The following is a 15,815-nucleotide window of genomic DNA, read 5'->3' as shown; positions in this document are numbered from 1 at the left end:
GTCCGGCGCCGCTCAAAACAAAAGCCGCGCGGCGCATGGCGCCGGGCGGCTTTGGGCACTGCGAAGCAAGAGGGCGCTTAGGCGCGCTTCTTGAATTCGTTGGTGCGGGTGTCGATTTCGATCTTTTCGCCGGTGTTGACGAAGGCCGGAACCTGAACTTCGAAGGTGGTGCCCACCAGGCGCGCCGGCTTCAGCACTTTGCCGGAGGTGTCGCCGCGCACGGCCGGTTCGGTGTATTCCACTTCGCGGATCACGGTGGTCGGCAGTTCAACCGAGATGGCCTTGCCGTCGTAGAAGGTCACTTGGCACACTTCTTCCATGCCGTCGACGATGAAGTTCAGCGTGTCGCCCAGGTTGTCGGCTTCCACTTCGTACTGATTGAATTCGGTGTCCATGAACACGTACATCGGATCAGCGAAGTAGGAGTAGGTGCAGTCCTTGCGGTCCAGCACGATGACGTCGAACTTGTCGTCGGCGCGGTATACGGCTTCGCTGCCGGCGCCGGTCAACAGGTTCTTCATCTTCATTTTCACAACGGAGGCGTTGCGGCCGGATTTGCTGAATTCAGCCTTCTGCACGACCATCGGGTCGCTGCCTACCATGAATACGTTGCCGGCGCGGAGTTCTTGTGCGGTTTTCATTACTAAAAGTCCCAAACTCTTGATTGAAGTCGGAAAAAAAGGTTTCCGAAAAACGGCGTATTCTAGCCGATTTCCCGGACAAAGTGCAGCAGTCTGTCGCCCAGATCGCCATCGGCCAGCAATTTTTCCGGCCAAGCCACGGCATGCTCGCGCCAAACCGGTAGCCATGCGGCCAATTCCGTCCACGCGGCCGCCATGTCGGCGCCGTGGTTCCACGCATGGCTGGCGGCGCTCAGCGCTTGCGCCGCTGGATTCGGCAGCGCCGCGCCGTACTGTGACAAAAAGGCATCAAGCTTGGCCAGGTGGGCTGCGTCGTCCTGCGGGTAGATATGCCACAGCAACGGCCGGCCGGCCCATTGCGCGCGCACGAAGCTGTCTTCGCCGCGCACCAGGTTGAGGTCGCAGGACCATAGCAGCAGGTCGTAGCTGTCCTGATCGGTCATCGGCAGCACCTTGACCGTCAGCGGACCCTGGCGCGCCAGCATGCCGGCGCGCAGCGGGTGGCCGAACACGCGCGCGACGTCGGGCAGCGCCTTGCCCTCCGGCACCAGGCAGGTGACCGGACGCTCGCCCAGCGCCCAGGTGGCCAGCAAGCTGGTGACGGCGGGGTTTTCATAGGCGAACAGGCTGACCCGCCATTCGTCCGCGGCGGGCTCCGGCAGCTCCAGCAACTGCCAATAGGCGCGGCGCGCCAGCCCGTCGCCCTGCCACTGGCGGCGGGTATCGAGCAGGCCTTGCTCGCAGATCAGGCCGCCGGTGTCGGCCTCGAAGCCGGGGAAGAAGAAATGCTTGGTCAGCGGCAGCCGCGGATGCGGCGAGGGCTGGCGGTGGCAGCCGCGGGTCCAGTCTTCCGCCGACAGGTATTCCAGATTGATCCACACCGGCTTGAGCGCCTTGGCGGCCATCGCCTGTTCAAAGTGCTCCGGCAGCCGGCAGCCGAAGGCCTCGATCACCACCTCGGCGGGCACGGTGTCCGCGGGCGGGCCGTCCGCCGGCCAGTGGCGGACGTCGATGTCGGCCAGGCGCTGGGCCGGCAGGGCCGGGTCCAGATCGGGCGCGATGCGGGCGAAGCTGGCCAGGTCGTCCACCCATAGCCGCACTTCCAGGCCGAAGTCATGGGCGAGCCGGCGCGCCAGCCGCCAGGCGACGCCGATGTCGCCGTAGTTGTCGACCACGGCGCAGAAGATATCCCAGTGTTTGCGTTCCATTGGCGGTGCCGCGCGTGAAAATGGCGGCAGCTTAGCACGCCGCCGCGGGTTAATGAAAAACCCCGCGCCGGAGCGCGGGGTTGCATAAAGATTAAGACGCCGCGGACAAACGCCTGAGACAAGGCGCGCCGACGCAGACAGTACAAGTGGTACGGCAAGTCGGCGCAACGCAATATCAGGCGTTTTGTGCGCGGCGATTGTTTTTAGAACCTGTTCAACGCCGTATCGCCGAAGCGCAGCAGACTTTGAGCAGGCTCTTAGAAAATCGACATCCACAGGCCGGCCGTGGTCGCGGTCATGAAACCCGCCATCACCGCGGCGGCCAGCGCGCGCATGCCGATCTGGGCCAGTTCCTTCTGCCGCGACGGCGCCAGCGCGCCGATGCCGGCGACGCAGATGCCCACCGAGCTGAAGTTGGAGAAGCTGGACAGCGCGAAGGTGGAGATCAGGATGGCCTGCGGCGACAGGGTGCCGGCGGCTTTCATCTTGGCCAGGTCCAGGTAGGAGATGAACTCGTTGACCACGATCTTCTGGCCCAGCAGGCTGCCCACTTCCAGGGTTTCGTGCCAGCTCACGCCCATCATGAAGGCGAACACGCGGAAGGCCTGGCCAAACAGGTATTGCAGCGTCAGGCCGTCGAACACGCCGTTGGTGGAGGCCTTGATCATTTCGTTGACGCCCAGCGCGGCGCCGATGCCGTCCTTCACCACGAAGTTGGCCAGCGCGATCATGGAGACGATGGCCAGGATGATGGTGGCCACCGCGGCGGCCATTTTCATGCCGGACATCGCGCCGTTGACGATGGCGTTGATGAAGCTGCCCTGATCGTCGTCCTGGCTGTAGTCCAGCTTGTCGCCGGAGGCGTGGTCGCGGTCGGTTTCCGGATAGATGATCTTGGCGAACACCGCGGCCGCCGGCGCGTTCATGAAGGAGGCCATCAGCAGATAGGTGGCGAACTTGGCCTGCTCCGCCGGATTGCTGCCGCCGAGGAAGGCGACGTAGGCGGCCAGCACGCCGCCGGCCAGCGTGGACATGCCAGCGATCATCACGCAAGCCAGCTCGGAACGGGTCATGTGCTGGATATAGGGGCGGATCAGCAGCGGCGCCTCGGTCTGGCCGAGGAAGATGTTGCCGGCCACGGTCAGGCTTTCCGGACCGGACAGCCCCATGCTGCGCTTCATCACCCAGGCCATGCCGGCCACCACGCGCTGCAGGATGCCCAGATGGTAGAGCAGGGCGCTGAAGGCGGAGAAGAAGATGATCACCGGCAGCACCATGAAGGCGAACAAGAAGCCCATGCTGCCGCTGGGTTTGGCCAGGTCGCCGAACACGAAGCTGGCGCCTTCGCCGGAGAAGGTCAGCACTTTGGCGAAGCCGGAGCCGAAGGCTTCGAACACCGCGCGCGCTGCGGGCACATAGTTGATGACCAGGAACAGCGTGCTTTGCATGATCAGGCCGATCAGCACGATGCGCCAGTTGATGGCCTTGCGATTGGTGGAAAGCGCGTATGCGGTGCCGAGCAGGAACAGCATGCCGATGAGAGCTTGTATGGTATTCACGAACAACCCTGAGATGAAGATGCGGAAGTTGACAGGCCGGCGCTGCGCCGGACAAGGCGGATCCAACGATAATTAGATGATGATTAGCTAATATTGCTCAAGGTGCGCGATTTTACAGCAAAAACCGGAAAACAAAAGCGATTGTGACGCTTTGTCCTTGATTTTATTCAGTTTGGGTGGGGCGGAGGGAGGGCCGGAGCGCGAGGGCTCCGGCTGGCGGGGGTTTCAGTCGCGGCGCGCGTCGGCGTCGCCGTCCTTGGGCTTGTCGTCGTCCATCAGGATGCGGTGGGCCGGGCCTTCCATGTCGTCGAACTGGCCATTGCGGGTGGCCCACCAGAAAATGCCGCCGATGACGAAGGCCAGCACCAGGCTGAGCGGGATGAGCAGATACAAGCTTTCCATCAGGATTTCCGTTTGACCAGCCGGAGGGCGTTGCCGACTACGATGAGAGAGCTGGACGCCATGCCCAGGCTGGCGATCCACGGCGTGACATGGCCGGTGATGGCCAAGGGCAGCGCCACGATATTGTAAGCGGCGGCCCACCACAAGTTTTGACGAATCACAGACAAGGTCTTGCGCGACAGTTCGAAGGCGCTGGCGATCAGGCCCAGCTTATCGCCTATCAGCACCATGTCGCCGCTGGCGCGCGCCACGTCGGTGCCGCCGCCCATGGCGATGGACACGTCGGCCTTGGCCAATACCGGCGCGTCGTTGATGCCGTCGCCCACCATTAGCACGCGCTTGCCGGCGGCTTGCAGCTGGCCGACGTAGGCCAGCTTGTCTTCCGGCGCGGCGCGGGCGATGTGGGCGTCGATGTCCAATTGGCGCGCCAGGCTGGCCACCGCGCCGGCGCCGTCGCCGCTGAGCAGGTGCACGCGCAGGCCGCGCTGTTTCAGTTGGCGCAATAGCGGCGCCGCGTCGGCGCGCACCGCGTCTCCGATGGCGAACAGCGCCACCAGTTCGGTTTCGTCCGCCAGCGCGATCAAGGTCTTGTCGCCGTGCCAGTCGACGGCGGGCAGTGGGCAGTCGCCCAATTGGGAGGCGATGAATTCCGGCGAACCTATGCGCCAGGCATGGCCATCCAGCTGGCCGGTCACGCCCTGGCCGGGGTGGTTGCGCAGCGCGTCCGCCGCCTGGTGCGGGCCATCGCCGGCGGCGGCCAGCAGCGCGCGCGCCACCGGGTGTTCCGAACCCTGTTCCAGCGCCGCCGCCGTCGCCAGCGCCGCCGCCGCGTCGCGGCCGGGGGCGGTCCAGCTGTCCAGCAGCCTCATATCGCCGTGGGTCAGGGTGCCGGTCTTGTCGAACACCACATCGCTGATCTTGGGCAGGGTTTCCAGCGCGTGACCGCGGGTGGTCAGCACGCCCAGCGCCGCCAGGTGGCCGGAGGCGGCGGTCAAGGCCGCCGGAGTGGCCAGCGACAGCGCGCAGGGACAGGAAATCACCAGCACCGCCACCATGATCCACAGCGCGCGGTCCGGCTCGATATAGTGCCAGCCGATGTAAGTGCCGGCGGCGGCCAGCAGCAGCAGCGCGACGAACCAGCTGGCGAAGCGGTCGGCGATCACCGCCAGCCGCGGCTTCTCCGCCAGCGCCTGATCCAGCAGCCGCACGATGCCGGCCAGCCGGGTGTCCTGGCCGGTCTGGTCCACCCGCACCACCAGCGGGCTGGCGGCGTTGACGCTGCCGGCGATCACCGCGGCGCCGACCTCCTTGCTGACCGGACGGCTCTCGCCGGTCAGCAGCGCCTCATTGCTGGCGCTGTGGCCGTCGAGCACCACGCCGTCGGCGGGAATGGTCTCGCCGGGCTTGATCAGGATCACGTCGCCGGGGCGCAGCTGCGCCACCGTGGTTTCCTCGCTTTGACGGCTGGCCGGCCAGCCGGCCAGGCGGTGGGCGAAGGCCGGGATCAGCTTGACCAGGCTTTCGGTGGCTTCGCCGGCCTTGCGGCGGGCGATGCCTTCCAGGTAGCGGCCGCCCAGCAGCAGGAACACGAACATCGACACCGAGTCGAAATAGACGCCGTGCTCCACTTTGTTGATCAGCGCCCAGAAACTGGACAAGAAGGCGGTGAGAATGCCTATGGTCACCGGGGTGTCCATGCCCACGCGCCGGGTCTTGAGGTCGCGCCAGGTGGCGCGGTAGAAGGGCACGGCGGAGTAGAGCACCACCGGCAGCGTCAGGATGAAGCTGGACCAGTGCAGCAGCCACAGGAAGTCCGGTGAAATCTCGCCGTCCGGCGCCAGATAGATGGGCACCGCGTACATCATCACCTGCATCATGGACAGGCCGGCCGCCCATAGGCGGTTGATCGCCTGCTTGCGCTCTTTCTGGTTCAGCGCTTCCTGGCGTTCGGCGTCGTAAGGGTGGGCGCGATAGCCGATGGCGCTGACCGCTTCCAGGATGGCGGACAGCTGGATCCGGCTATTGTCCCAGCGCACGCGGGCGCGGTGGTTGCTGTAGTTGATGTCGACGCTGACGATGCCGGGCAATTGGCGGATGTGCTGCTCGTTGAGCCAGACGCAGGCGGCGCAGGTGATGCCTTCCAGCATCAGCGAGGCCTCGCGCAGGTTTTCGGCCTCGAAGCGCACGAAGCTGCGCTGCAGCTCGTCGGAATCGTAGAGTTTGATCTGCTCCAGCAGCTCGAGCGGCACCGGTTCGGCCTGGCGCGCGCCCTCGGTGCGGTGCTGATAGTAATCGGACAGGCCGGACTGGATGATGGTGACCGCCACCGCTTGGCAGCCGGCGCAACAGGTGGGCTGGTCGACTTCGCGGTATTTGACCGGGAACTGGACGTCGGGCGGCACCGGCAGGCCGCAGTGGAAGCAGTTTTCACTCATGATGGCCGATTGTAATCAATCCGGCCGCGTTTGGCTTGCGCTAGCTTGTTGGAATAGGCGGCGCCAGCCCCCATTTATTGGGGGCGTCCGGTCCGGGGTTGGAGTCGTTTAAGCGGCATGCAATCGAGGTTCCACGCCGCGTAAGCTCAGTTGCTTGAGGATGCGGTTCAGGATCACACCGTACATGGGCAGGAAGAACAGCAGGCAGATCAGCAGCTTGAAGCTGTAGTCCACCAGCGCGATCTCCACCCAGTTGGCGGCCATGAAGGGATCGCTGCTCTGGTAGAAGGCGATGAAGAAGAAGGCCAGCGTGTCGCTGATATTGCCGAACAGCATCGCCGAGGCGGGGGCGATCCACCAGGTTTTCAGCTGGCGCAGGCGGTTGAACACCTGCACGTCCAGAATCTGGCCCAGCGCATAGGCGGCGAAGCTGGCGACGGCGATGCGGGCGACGAAGAGATTGAAGCTGGTCAGGGCCGACGCGCCTTGCCAGGCGCCCTGATAGAACAGGGTGGAGACCAGGTAGGAGATCGCCAGCGCCGGCAGCATCGCCGCGAAAATGATGCGACGGGCCAGCGGCGCGCCGAACACGCGCACGGTCAGATCGGTGGCCAGGAAAATAAAGGGAAAGGTGAACGCGCCCCAGGTGGTGTGGAAGCCGAACACGGTGATGGGCAATTGCACCAGGTAATTGCTGGACGCGATGATGGCGATGTGGAACAAGGACAGCCACAGCAGCGCGGACAGCCGCTGCTGGCGGGTAAAGCTAAACATAATGTCGGCCTTTTTGTTGAATGGGGGTGAGGGAACCCAGTGCTGATCGGTTTGCCCGGTCCGGCGTTGCGGATCAAGGCGAGGGCGGAAATGATACTCGTCCTTGCCCGCCTTGGCAAAGGGCTTTCGTATTGCTAATCAGTCGCTTGAGAGCGAAAGGAGGGGGTATGTTGGCAGTCGTGCAATCGGCTCCGGGCGGAGTCGATACTTTGAGTTTGGACGAGATCGCGCCGCCGGCTCGCGGCGCCGGGCAATTGCTGTTGCGGGTGATGGCGGCGGGCATCAACCGCGCCGACCTGGCGCAGCGCGCCGGGCATTATCCGCCGCCGCCGGGCGCCAGCCCGATTCTGGGCCTGGAAGTGGCGGGCGTGGTGGAGGAGGCGGACGCGGATTCGCGCTTTAGACCCGGCGACGCGGTGTTCGGCCTGATCGGCGGTGGAGCTTACGCCGAATACGCGTTGCTGGACGAGGCCTTGGCCATCGCCAAGCCGGACTGGCTGTCCTGGGTGGAGGCGGCCAGCCTGCCCGAGGCCTGGATGACGGCCTGGTTCAATCTGGTGGAAAAAGCCGGCTTGCAGGCCGGAGAGACCGTGTTGGTGCATGCCGGCGCCAGCGGCGTCGGCGCGGCGGCGATCCAACTGGCCGGTCTGTTGGGCGCTCAGGCTTTCGCCAGCGTGGGCAGCGAGGACAAGGCGGCGTTTTGCCGCGAGCTGGGCGCGACCCAGGTGTTCAACTATCGGCAGACGCCGGCCTTTGGTCCCATGGTCAAGGACTGGGGGGGCGCCGACGTGGTGCTGGACCCGGTGGGCGCCAGCTATCTGGGCGACAATCTGGTGGCCTTGAAGCCGGATGGGCGGCTGGTCAATATCGGCCTGCTTGGCGGCGCCAAGGCGGAACTGAACCTGGGCGCGCTGCTGATGAAGCGCATCACGCTGATCGGCTCCACGCTGCGGCCGCAGCCGCTGGAAGTGAAGGCGCGCTTGGCGCGGGCTTTGGAAACCCGGATCTTGCCGGCGCTGGAGCAGGGCCGCTTACGCGTGACGCTGGATTCCAGCTACCCCTTGGCTCAGGTGGGCGACGCGCACGCCTATGTCGAGGCCAATCGCAATCTGGGCAAGGTGGTGTTGACGCTGTTTCCGGTGCTGGCTGGGTGACACCTTAAAAAAAAGCGCGCCCGAATGGGCGCGCCGCTTTGTCAGCCATCGGCCGAGGTGGTTTTAAGCATGCATTCGGTTCAGCTGGCGCGCGATGATGTCATGGTTTAGCCACAGCACCGGGCCGGCCGGAGCGGCGGCTTCGTGGAACATCAGCGGGCCGGTGGCGTCGATCACCAGGCTGCTCAGATGGTCGGTGATCAAGGCCTTCTTGTCCTGATGCAGGTCCACGATGGCGTCGGAGGTGCCTATCATCACTTCGGCCAGTTCCGGACTGTTCGGCATCGGCCAGGCTTCGAAATTGCGGAAGCCGCGCATCACCTCGCCGCTATTGAGCGCGTCTATCTTCTCCAGCACCTCTTCCAGCGTGTGGCCGTCCTGCAGCAGCGCGGCGCAGGCCTGCCATTGCGCGTCGGCCCAGGCGCCGCCGTCCTCGCGCTTCAGCGCGCGCAGCAGCGCCAGCAGCGGCAGCTCCACGCCAACGAAGATGTCCGAGGAATTGGTGCGGATTTCCGGGCAGTTGAACACCGTGGCCTTGACGCCTTGCTCCCAGGCGGCGCGGGCGACATTTTCCAGCCGCATCTTGGCGTAGCCCTGGGTGTAGTTGGTATAGGTTTGCCACTGGTAATCGCCGTCGATCAGGATCTCGGTGCCGTGGTAGCCGTAGGCGGTGTAGCGCACCTGGCCGCCGGCGGCTTCCAGCCGGCCGCGCAGCGCGGCGCTGCCGTCGATCAGATGCTGGAAGGTGTTGGCGGTGACTTCGTCGAAGTTTTGCAGGATCAGCTTGCCCAGATCGCTGTCCAGCAGCGCCTGGGTGGACAGGAAGCGCTCGCCGCGGCCCTTGTAGACGCGGTTGGCGATGGCCAGGAACACCTTGGCCTTGGGAATGCCGCCGGCCATGGTGTGGGCGAAGAACACATTGCGGCCGTCGGCTATCATGCCGTCCAGCTGCGCCATCGCCTGGGCGACGCCGTCCTTGAAGCGCTGCACGCCGATGCGGCGGCATTGTTCGATGTGTTCCCAGTCCAGCTTGTCGTCCTGCCAGCTTTTCAGTGTCAGGGAGGCCAGCAGCTCGGTCGGCGTCGGCGCGCCGTCCTGGTCGAAGCCGGCCATCAGCGGCACATTGATCACGCGGCCGCCAAGGTTGGCTTCGGCTGCGGCCAGTTCTTCCTGGTTCAGCGGGCGCAGCTGGTTGTTCTCGTCGCGGCGGCCCACGGTCATGCCGATGATGTCCATGCCGGCCTTGCGCGCTTCATTGATCAGGCCGTTGGCGTAGCCGCGGCCGAACAGTTCGCCGAACAGGACGAAGACGTCGCCGGGGCGGAACAGGGTGCTTTGCGGAAGCTGTCTCAGGGCGCTGGTTTGAGCCATGTCTTTACTCTTTCTCGATGTGGGCCGGCGCGGCGCGTGATGGCGGGGCCGGCCACTTGAATGTGTTGGAGTGATTGCTCGAATTCGGGGGCATTCTACCCGCGATCCGGTTCTAGGTGTTCAGTTGGACGCCAGCGGCGACAGTGCTTCTATCAAGGCCACTTCCTGCGCGTAGCTGAGCGCCTTCATCTTGGCCAGGAGTTTTTCGCCGTCCACTTTCCATTGCTGGTCCAGTTCTTCCTCGATGATGCGCGCCTCCACCGCCAGCCACACGCCGCGGCAGGCGGCGGCATCGTCGAAGCGCACGCCTTTTAGTACCTGGGCGATCAGGTGCAGTTCCGGATCGCTGAACTGGCGCGACAGCAGCGCCTGCTCGCGGCGCACGATCTCGGCGTAGCGGTCGCAGATCTGCTGTACCCGCGCGGCATCGCCGTAGTGGGCCGGCTCCTCGTCCGGGGCGCTTAGCGCGCCGTGCTGGAACCACGCCTCCAGTGCCGGCTTCAATTGCGGCAGGTCTTCATGCCAGACCCGGGCCAGTTCTTCGCGGAAGCGGGCGTTGTCGGTGAAGGACAGCTCGTCGAAGGGCATGGCCGGAATCACGTTCTCGTCCAGCGAGCGTTTGCCCACCCAGATCCGGCCTTCCTCGTCGCGGCTGACCGCGGCGCGCCAGACCGCCTGTTCCTCGGTGGCCAGGTTGTCGACGTGGATCTCGACATAGGGCGGGGCGATGTCCTGGTCTTCGTCCTCGGTGACGAAGCGCAGCGTGATGTCGAACAGGCTGTGCTTGGCGATGTCCAGCAATTGCAAGCCGTCCTGGTGGCCTGCCAGCAGGTAGCGGTCGCCGCTGTCGTAGACGGCCACGTCGTCGATGTCCGCGGCCGGCTTGATCAACTGGGCGGACAGCGCGTCGGCCAGTTGGTTGGCATCGTTGTGCTGAACGGCGTAGCCGGTGCGGTAGGCCTCGTGTTCATGCCATAAGGCGTTCCAGTCGTACATCGCGCATTTCCTTCAGTCGAAAATCAGTTTGTCGCGCAGTGTACGCAAAAGCCCAGCGCTTGTCGCCCGCTGGAATTTTTGGTATGGACAGTTTTTTGTGCTATTATCCAGCGATTTTTCTGTATCCATCCTCCTTCCTAAAATGACCCGACAAATTCGCAATATCGCCATCATCGCCCACGTCGACCATGGCAAGACCACGCTTGTAGACCAATTGCTGCGCCAATCCGGCACCTTCCGCGAGAACCAGCAAGTGGACGAGCGTGTAATGGACAGCAACGATCTTGAAAAAGAACGCGGCATTACCATTCTGGCCAAGAACACCGCCATCGAATACGAAGGCGTGCACATCAATATCGTCGACACTCCGGGACACGCCGACTTCGGCGGCGAAGTTGAGCGCGTGTTGGGCATGGTGGATGGCGTGCTGCTGCTGGTGGACGCCGTAGAAGGCCCGATGCCGCAAACCCGTTTCGTTACCAAGAAAGCGCTGGCGCTGGGTCTGCGCCCGATCGTGGTGATCAACAAGGTGGACCGTCCGGGCGCGCGTCCGGACTGGGTGGTGGATCAGACTTTCGACCTGTTCGACAAGCTGGGCGCGACTGACGAACAGCTGGACTTCCCCATCATCTACGCTTCCGGCCTGAACGGCTTCGCCAAGCTGGAGCTGGAAGAGGTTTCCGACAATATGCGCCCGCTGTTCGACACCGTGCTCAAGCACGTGCCGACCCCGCCGGGCAGCGCCGACGCGCCGCTGCAGCTGCAGATTTCCGCTCTGGACTACTCCACCTATACTGGCCGCCTGGGCGTGGGTCGCGTGCTGAACGGCCGCATCAAGCCGGGTCAGCAAGTAGTGGTGATGAACCACGACGATCAAGTGGCCACGGGCCGCATCAACCAGGTGCTGGGTTACCAGGGCCTGGACCGCGTGCCGGTTGAAGAAGCCGAAGCGGGCGACATCATCATCATCTCCGGCCTGGAAGACATCGGCATCGGCGTGACCATTTGCGACAAGGAGCAGCCGGTAGGCCTGCCGATGTTGTCCGTGGACGAGCCGACGCTGACCATGGACTTCATGGTGAACTCCTCGCCGCTGGCCGGCACCGAAGGCAAGTTCGTGACCTCGCGTCAAATCCGCGATCGTCTGACCAAGGAACTGCTGACCAATGTGGCGCTGCGCGTGGAAGACACCGGCGACTCCGACGTGTTCCGCGTGTCCGGTCGCGGTGAATTGCACCTGACCATTCTGCTGGAAAACATGCGTCGCGAAGGTTTTGAAATGGCCGTGGCCAAGCCGCGCGTGGTGTTCAAGGAAATCGACGGTCAGAAGTGCGAGCCGTACGAGAACCTGACCATCGACCTGGAAGATGATCACCAGGGTGGCGTGATGGAAGAAATCGGTCGTCGCCGTGGCGAACTGACCAATATGGAATCCGACGGCAATGGCCGCACCCGCCTGGAATACCATATTCCGGCGCGCGGCCTGATCGGCTTCCAGTCCGACTTCATGACCATGACCCGCGGCACCGGCCTGATGAGCCATGTGTTCGACGACTACGCTCCGGTCAAGCCGGACATGCCGGGCCGTCACAACGGCGTGCTGATCTCGCAGGAGAACGGCGAAGCGGTGGCTTACGCGCTGTGGAAGCTGGAAGACCGCGGCCGCATGTTCGTGGCTCCGGGCGAGAAGCTGTACGAAGGCATGATCATCGGCATTCACAGCCGCGACAACGACCTGGTGGTGAACCCGGTCAAGGGCAAGCAGCTGACCAACGTGCGCGCCTCCGGCACCGACGAAGCCGTGCGTCTGACCACGCCGATCAAGCTGACGCTGGAATCCGCCGTTGAATTCATCGACGATGACGAGCTGGTGGAAATCACGCCGAAGTCCATCCGCATCCGCAAGCGTTACCTGAACGAATCGGATCGCCGCAAGATGGCCAAGGCCAACGCCGCGTCCTGATAGACGCCGGTCTGGCAAAAACCGCCGTACCCTTGATGGGGCGGCGGTTTTTTTTATGTCTTGGGGTTTGTACTCGCCTTGCTGCGCTTCATGAGGTGAGCGGGGTCTTAGTCGCTTAAGGCGTTCAGCCGTCGCCGGCAGGCGTCCGCCTCGGTCAGGATGCGTTCGAATAGCTCGGCCACGCTGGGCGCGTCGTCGATCAAGCCCTGGGCCTGGCCGATCAGCTGCACGCCCTTGTCGAGGTCGCCGTCCTCTATGGCCAGGCGGATGGACTCAGTGGCGGCGCCGAATTGCGCCAGCTGACGCAAGGCCTGCGGCTGGCTCAGCAGGCCGCCCAACACCACTTTGGCGATGGGCATGCCCAGCTTGCGCGCGGCGGCGCTGGCGCGCCAGGCGGCGGCGAGCAGGCCCAGTGGCTTGCGCGTGGCCTGGCGTGCGGTCGGGGTGTCCATCACCCTGCACCACAGGCCGTCGAAATTCTTGGAATACAAGGTGTCGGCCACGCCGCGCTGGCGAATCATCTCCTTGGTGCGCTGATGCACCGGGCTTTCCCGGCTCATCGCCAGCCGCGTGCCCATGGCCACCGCATCGGCGCCCAGCGCCAGCGCGGCGATCAGGCCTCGGCCGTCGGCGAAACCGCCGGCGGCGATGATGGGCAGCTCGCAAGCCTTGCGGATGGCTGGGATGAGTGTCAGGGAGGTGACGGCGCCGCCGTGGGCGGCGGCCTCGTGGCCGGTGACCAGCAGGGCGTCGGCGCCGGACGCCTGCGCCGAGCGCGCGTGCTTCTCCGTCACCACGGTGGCGATGACCTTGCCGCCGTAGGCGTGGGCGCGCTCAATCAGCCAGTCGCCCTTGCCCAGGGAGAAGTTGATTACCGGCACGCGCTCTTCCAGCGCGACCATGGCGTTTTCCTTGGCGCCCGGCATCATCAGCGTGCAGCCGACGCCGAAGGGGGTGTCGCTCAGCTCGCGCACGCGGCGTATCGCTTGTCGCGTCTGCTCCGGCGTCAGCGGTCCAGTGGCGAGTATGCCGAGGCCGCCGGCGTTGCCGACGGCGGCGACCAGTTCCGGGGTGGCGATATAGCTCATGCCGGGGCAGATCAGCGGGCGCTGGATGCCGAGCAGGCGGGTGATGGCGGTTTGCATGGGGCGAGGCTCGCTTTACAATGTCAGTCGGTCGAGGGTTGACGGGCGCAATGGGTTTGACCCGGCGCTGTCATTGTTGTCGGCTTTGCCGGAAAATTCAAACGATTGTTTAAATATGCTGCTGATCGTGTTGCTGGGCTGGCTCTACGTGGTGCTGATGCTGGCGGTGGCGCAGCACAGCGTGCTGGCTTCGCTGTCCACCTTGTTTTTCCTGGGGGTGTTGCCCACCTTTTTTGTTGCGCGGATGACGCGGCGCAAACTGCGCCTGCAGCGTGAAAAAGCCCGCGCCGCGCGCGAGGAGGCTTGAGCGAATCGGCGTCCGGTGCTAGAATCCCGCGTCCCTTGCCATACTGGCGGGGGAAAATCATCTATTACGCACATCCGCGCCAAAGGGTGCCTCGCTTCGAGGTTGTCTGCGCGGATGGAGGCTTAACCCTTTAAGGAGTTTTTGCATGTCCACCAACGTTACCATGCGTCAAATGCTTGAGGCCGGCGTTCACTTCGGCCACCAAACCCGCTTCTGGAACCCGAAGATGGCCAAGTACATCTTCGGCAGCCGCAACAAGATTCACATCATCAACCTGGAAAAGACTCTGCCGCTGTTCGTGGAAGCTCAGGAATATGTGCGTCGTCTGGCCGCCAACAAAGGTTCCATCATGTTCGTGGGCACCAAGCGCCAGGCTCGTGAGATCGTACGTGAAGAAGCTGCCCGTTGCGGCATGCCGTTTGTTGACCACCGCTGGCTGGGTGGCATGCTGACCAACTACAAGACCGTGAAGCAGTCGATCAAGCGTCTTGAAGAAAAGCGCGCCATCCTGGAATCCGCCGGCGATACCGGTTACAACAAGAAAGAACTGCTGGACCTGCAACGCGAAGTCGACAAGCTGGAGCGTTCGCTGGGCGGCATCAAGGATATGAAGGGCCTGCCGGACGCCATCTTCGTTATCGACACTGGCTACCAGAAAGGTACCATCGTCGAAGCCAAGAAACTGGGTATCCCGGTTATCGGCGTTGTTGATACCAACAACACCCCGGACGGCATCGATTACGTGATCCCGGGCAACGACGACTCCAGCCGCGCCATCCGCCTGTACGCTCGCGGCATGGCCGACGCGGTGCTGGAAGGCCGCGCCCAGTCTCTGCAAGAGATCGTGGCTGCTGAATCGGCTCAAGCCGAGTAAGCAGACGAAAAAGGGGGCGCAAGCCCCTTTTTTTAGACCCACGTAATCAAAATCATTCAGGAGTGAGAAGTATGGCGGACATTACCGCAAAAATGGTTTCGGATCTGCGCGCGGCTACCGGCCTCGGCATGATGGAGTGCAAGAAAGCCCTGGTGGAAGCCGAAGGCGACGCCGCCAAGGCTGAAGAAATCCTGCGCATCAAGTCCGGCAACAAGGCTTCCAAAATGGCTGGCCGCGTGGCTGCCGAAGGCATCATCGGTTCCTTCGTTGAAGGCGGCGTTGGCGCCCTGGTGGAAGTGAACTGCGAAACCGACTTCGTTGCCAAGGACCCGACCTTCCTGGCCCTGGCCGCCGCCGCCGCCAAGGCTGTGGTCGTAGCCAACCCGGCCGACGTGGAAGCGCTGTCCGCCGTGGAAATCGACGGTCAGTCCGTTGAAGACATCCGCAAGGCCGCCATCGCCAAGCTGGGCGAGAACATGACCATCCGTCGCTTCGTTCGCTACCAGACCGAAGGCGCGATCGCCACCTACCTGCACGGCGCCAAGATCGGCGTGATCGTCGATTTCGCCGGCGAAGAGCAAGTGGGCAAGGACGTGGCCATGCACATCGCCGCTTCCAAGCCGATCTGCGTGTCCAAGGATCAGGTTTCCGCCGACATCCTGGAACAAGAGCGCAAGATCTACACCGCTCAGGCCGCCGAATCCGGCAAGCCGGCCGATATCGTCGCCAAGATGGTTGAAGGCCGCGTGAACAAATTCCTGGCCGAAGTGACCCTGATGGGCCAACCTTTCGTCAAGAACCCGGACCTGACCGTGGAAAAACTGCTGGCCGAGAAGAAAGCCTCGGTCAAGGCGTTCGCCATGTTCGTAGTGGGCGAAGGCATTGAGAAGAAAGTAGTAGACTACGCCGCTGAAGTGGCCGCAGCCGCCAAGCTGTAAGCACCCAGTCGCGAGACGTATTGACGGCACCCTGCCTGCAGGGTGCCG

Annotated in this window: 14 protein-coding genes; 5 read left to right on the top strand and 9 right to left on the bottom strand. The window is 63.9% G+C overall.

What is annotated here, in order from left to right; genetic code table 11:
• Window positions 1–77: 77 nt before the first annotated feature.
• The 6 genes from efp to ACE3QM_RS12905 form a co-directional block, all read right to left on the bottom strand.
• A complete protein-coding gene (efp, locus tag ACE3QM_RS12930; protein WP_048411239.1) occupies window positions 78–641 on the bottom strand; it encodes an elongation factor P in 564 nt (187 codons plus the stop codon).
• Window positions 642–703: 62 nt separating this feature from the next.
• The gene (gene earP, locus ACE3QM_RS12925; RefSeq protein ID WP_374422387.1) at window positions 704–1,849 is read right to left on the bottom strand and encodes an elongation factor P maturation arginine rhamnosyltransferase EarP; all 1,146 of its coding nucleotides are present in this window, start codon (window positions 1,847–1,849) and stop codon (window positions 704–706) included.
• Window positions 1,850–2,106: 257 nt separating this feature from the next.
• Window positions 2,107–3,408: a NupC/NupG family nucleoside CNT transporter gene (locus tag ACE3QM_RS12920; protein ID WP_048411281.1), complete on the bottom strand. Its 1,302-nt coding sequence runs from the start codon at window positions 3,406–3,408 to the stop codon at window positions 2,107–2,109.
• A 225-nt stretch (window positions 3,409–3,633) separates the two neighbouring features.
• Window positions 3,634–3,810, bottom strand: coding sequence for a cbb3-type cytochrome oxidase assembly protein CcoS (ccoS, locus tag ACE3QM_RS12915; protein WP_048411241.1), 177 nt, complete (start codon window positions 3,808–3,810; stop codon window positions 3,634–3,636).
• Window positions 3,810–6,245 carry a heavy metal translocating P-type ATPase gene (locus ACE3QM_RS12910; protein WP_374422384.1) on the bottom strand — a complete coding sequence of 812 codons (2,436 nt, stop codon included), beginning with the start codon at window positions 6,243–6,245 and terminating at the stop codon, window positions 3,810–3,812. The genes ccoS and ACE3QM_RS12910 overlap by 1 nt, the downstream gene beginning before the upstream one ends.
• A 108-nt stretch (window positions 6,246–6,353) precedes the next feature.
• Window positions 6,354–7,019 carry a 7-cyano-7-deazaguanine/7-aminomethyl-7-deazaguanine transporter gene (locus ACE3QM_RS12905; protein WP_048411243.1) on the bottom strand — a complete coding sequence of 222 codons (666 nt, stop codon included), beginning with the start codon at window positions 7,017–7,019 and terminating at the stop codon, window positions 6,354–6,356.
• Between the two features lie 167 nt (window positions 7,020–7,186).
• On the opposite strand from ACE3QM_RS12905, the gene ACE3QM_RS12900 reads away from it, so the two are divergent.
• Entirely contained in the window at window positions 7,187–8,173 is a 987-nt protein-coding gene (locus tag ACE3QM_RS12900) for an NAD(P)H-quinone oxidoreductase (RefSeq protein ID WP_374422382.1), read from the top strand.
• A gap of 63 nt (window positions 8,174–8,236) precedes the next feature.
• Here ACE3QM_RS12900 and ACE3QM_RS12895 read toward each other — a convergent pair whose 3' ends face one another.
• Both ACE3QM_RS12895 and ACE3QM_RS12890 read right to left on the bottom strand, forming a co-directional pair.
• Complete coding sequence (locus ACE3QM_RS12895; RefSeq protein ID WP_048411245.1) at window positions 8,237–9,544, bottom strand: hypothetical protein; 1,308 nt, start codon at window positions 9,542–9,544, stop codon at window positions 8,237–8,239.
• A gap of 120 nt (window positions 9,545–9,664) precedes the next feature.
• Entirely contained in the window at window positions 9,665–10,540 is an 876-nt protein-coding gene (locus tag ACE3QM_RS12890; protein WP_374422379.1) for a hypothetical protein, read from the bottom strand.
• 142 nt (window positions 10,541–10,682) lie between these two features.
• Between ACE3QM_RS12890 and typA the strand changes: the two genes are divergently transcribed.
• The gene (gene typA / locus ACE3QM_RS12885) at window positions 10,683–12,503 is read left to right on the top strand and encodes a translational GTPase TypA (protein WP_048411247.1); all 1,821 of its coding nucleotides are present in this window, start codon (window positions 10,683–10,685) and stop codon (window positions 12,501–12,503) included.
• A 107-nt stretch (window positions 12,504–12,610) separates the two neighbouring features.
• On the opposite strand, the gene ACE3QM_RS12880 is transcribed toward typA, so the two are convergent.
• Window positions 12,611–13,648 carry an NAD(P)H-dependent flavin oxidoreductase gene (locus ACE3QM_RS12880; RefSeq protein WP_374422377.1) on the bottom strand — a complete coding sequence of 346 codons (1,038 nt, stop codon included), beginning with the start codon at window positions 13,646–13,648 and terminating at the stop codon, window positions 12,611–12,613.
• Window positions 13,649–13,763: 115 nt separating this feature from the next.
• Between ACE3QM_RS12880 and ACE3QM_RS12875 the strand changes: the two genes are divergently transcribed.
• The 3 genes from ACE3QM_RS12875 (at window position 13,764) to tsf (ending at window position 15,767) form a co-directional block, all read left to right on the top strand.
• A complete protein-coding gene (locus ACE3QM_RS12875; RefSeq protein WP_053074513.1) occupies window positions 13,764–13,955 on the top strand; it encodes a hypothetical protein in 192 nt (63 codons plus the stop codon).
• A 145-nt stretch (window positions 13,956–14,100) separates the two neighbouring features.
• Window positions 14,101–14,829 carry a 30S ribosomal protein S2 gene (gene rpsB, locus ACE3QM_RS12870; protein WP_048411249.1) on the top strand — a complete coding sequence of 243 codons (729 nt, stop codon included), beginning with the start codon at window positions 14,101–14,103 and terminating at the stop codon, window positions 14,827–14,829.
• A 71-nt stretch (window positions 14,830–14,900) separates the two neighbouring features.
• A complete protein-coding gene (gene tsf / locus ACE3QM_RS12865; protein ID WP_048411250.1) occupies window positions 14,901–15,767 on the top strand; it encodes a translation elongation factor Ts in 867 nt (288 codons plus the stop codon).
• Window positions 15,768–15,815: the final 48 nt, after the last annotated feature.

The organism is Chromobacterium sp. (genome assembly GCF_041912965.1).
In the GTDB taxonomy this organism is placed as follows: Bacteria; Pseudomonadota; Gammaproteobacteria; order Burkholderiales; family Chromobacteriaceae; genus Chromobacterium; species Chromobacterium aquaticum.
The sequence above is the reverse complement of the archived record's forward strand: the minus strand, read 5'-3'. Positions and strand labels throughout refer to the sequence as shown.

Excerpts from the sequence above, each read along its gene's own strand:
- efp (WP_048411239.1), bottom strand. The coding sequence starts at position 641 with ATGAAAACCGCACAAGAACTCCGCGCCGGCAACGTATTCATGGTAGGC.
- earP (WP_374422387.1), bottom strand. The coding sequence starts at position 1,849 with ATGGAACGCAAACACTGGGATATCTTCTGCGCCGTGGTCGACAACTAC.
- ccoS (WP_048411241.1), bottom strand. The coding sequence starts at position 3,810 with ATGGAAAGCTTGTATCTGCTCATCCCGCTCAGCCTGGTGCTGGCCTTC.
- ACE3QM_RS12910 (WP_374422384.1), bottom strand. The coding sequence starts at position 6,245 with ATGAGTGAAAACTGCTTCCACTGCGGCCTGCCGGTGCCGCCCGACGTC.
- ACE3QM_RS12905 (WP_048411243.1), bottom strand. The coding sequence starts at position 7,019 with ATGTTTAGCTTTACCCGCCAGCAGCGGCTGTCCGCGCTGCTGTGGCTG.
- ACE3QM_RS12900 (WP_374422382.1), top strand. The coding sequence starts at position 7,187 with ATGTTGGCAGTCGTGCAATCGGCTCCGGGCGGAGTCGATACTTTGAGT.
- ACE3QM_RS12895 (WP_048411245.1), bottom strand. The coding sequence starts at position 9,544 with ATGGCTCAAACCAGCGCCCTGAGACAGCTTCCGCAAAGCACCCTGTTC.
- ACE3QM_RS12890 (WP_374422379.1), bottom strand. The coding sequence starts at position 10,540 with ATGTACGACTGGAACGCCTTATGGCATGAACACGAGGCCTACCGCACC.
- typA (WP_048411247.1), top strand. The coding sequence starts at position 10,683 with ATGACCCGACAAATTCGCAATATCGCCATCATCGCCCACGTCGACCAT.
- ACE3QM_RS12880 (WP_374422377.1), bottom strand. The coding sequence starts at position 13,648 with ATGCAAACCGCCATCACCCGCCTGCTCGGCATCCAGCGCCCGCTGATC.
- ACE3QM_RS12875 (WP_053074513.1), top strand. The coding sequence starts at position 13,764 with ATGCTGCTGATCGTGTTGCTGGGCTGGCTCTACGTGGTGCTGATGCTG.
- rpsB (WP_048411249.1), top strand. The coding sequence starts at position 14,101 with ATGTCCACCAACGTTACCATGCGTCAAATGCTTGAGGCCGGCGTTCAC.
- tsf (WP_048411250.1), top strand. The coding sequence starts at position 14,901 with ATGGCGGACATTACCGCAAAAATGGTTTCGGATCTGCGCGCGGCTACC.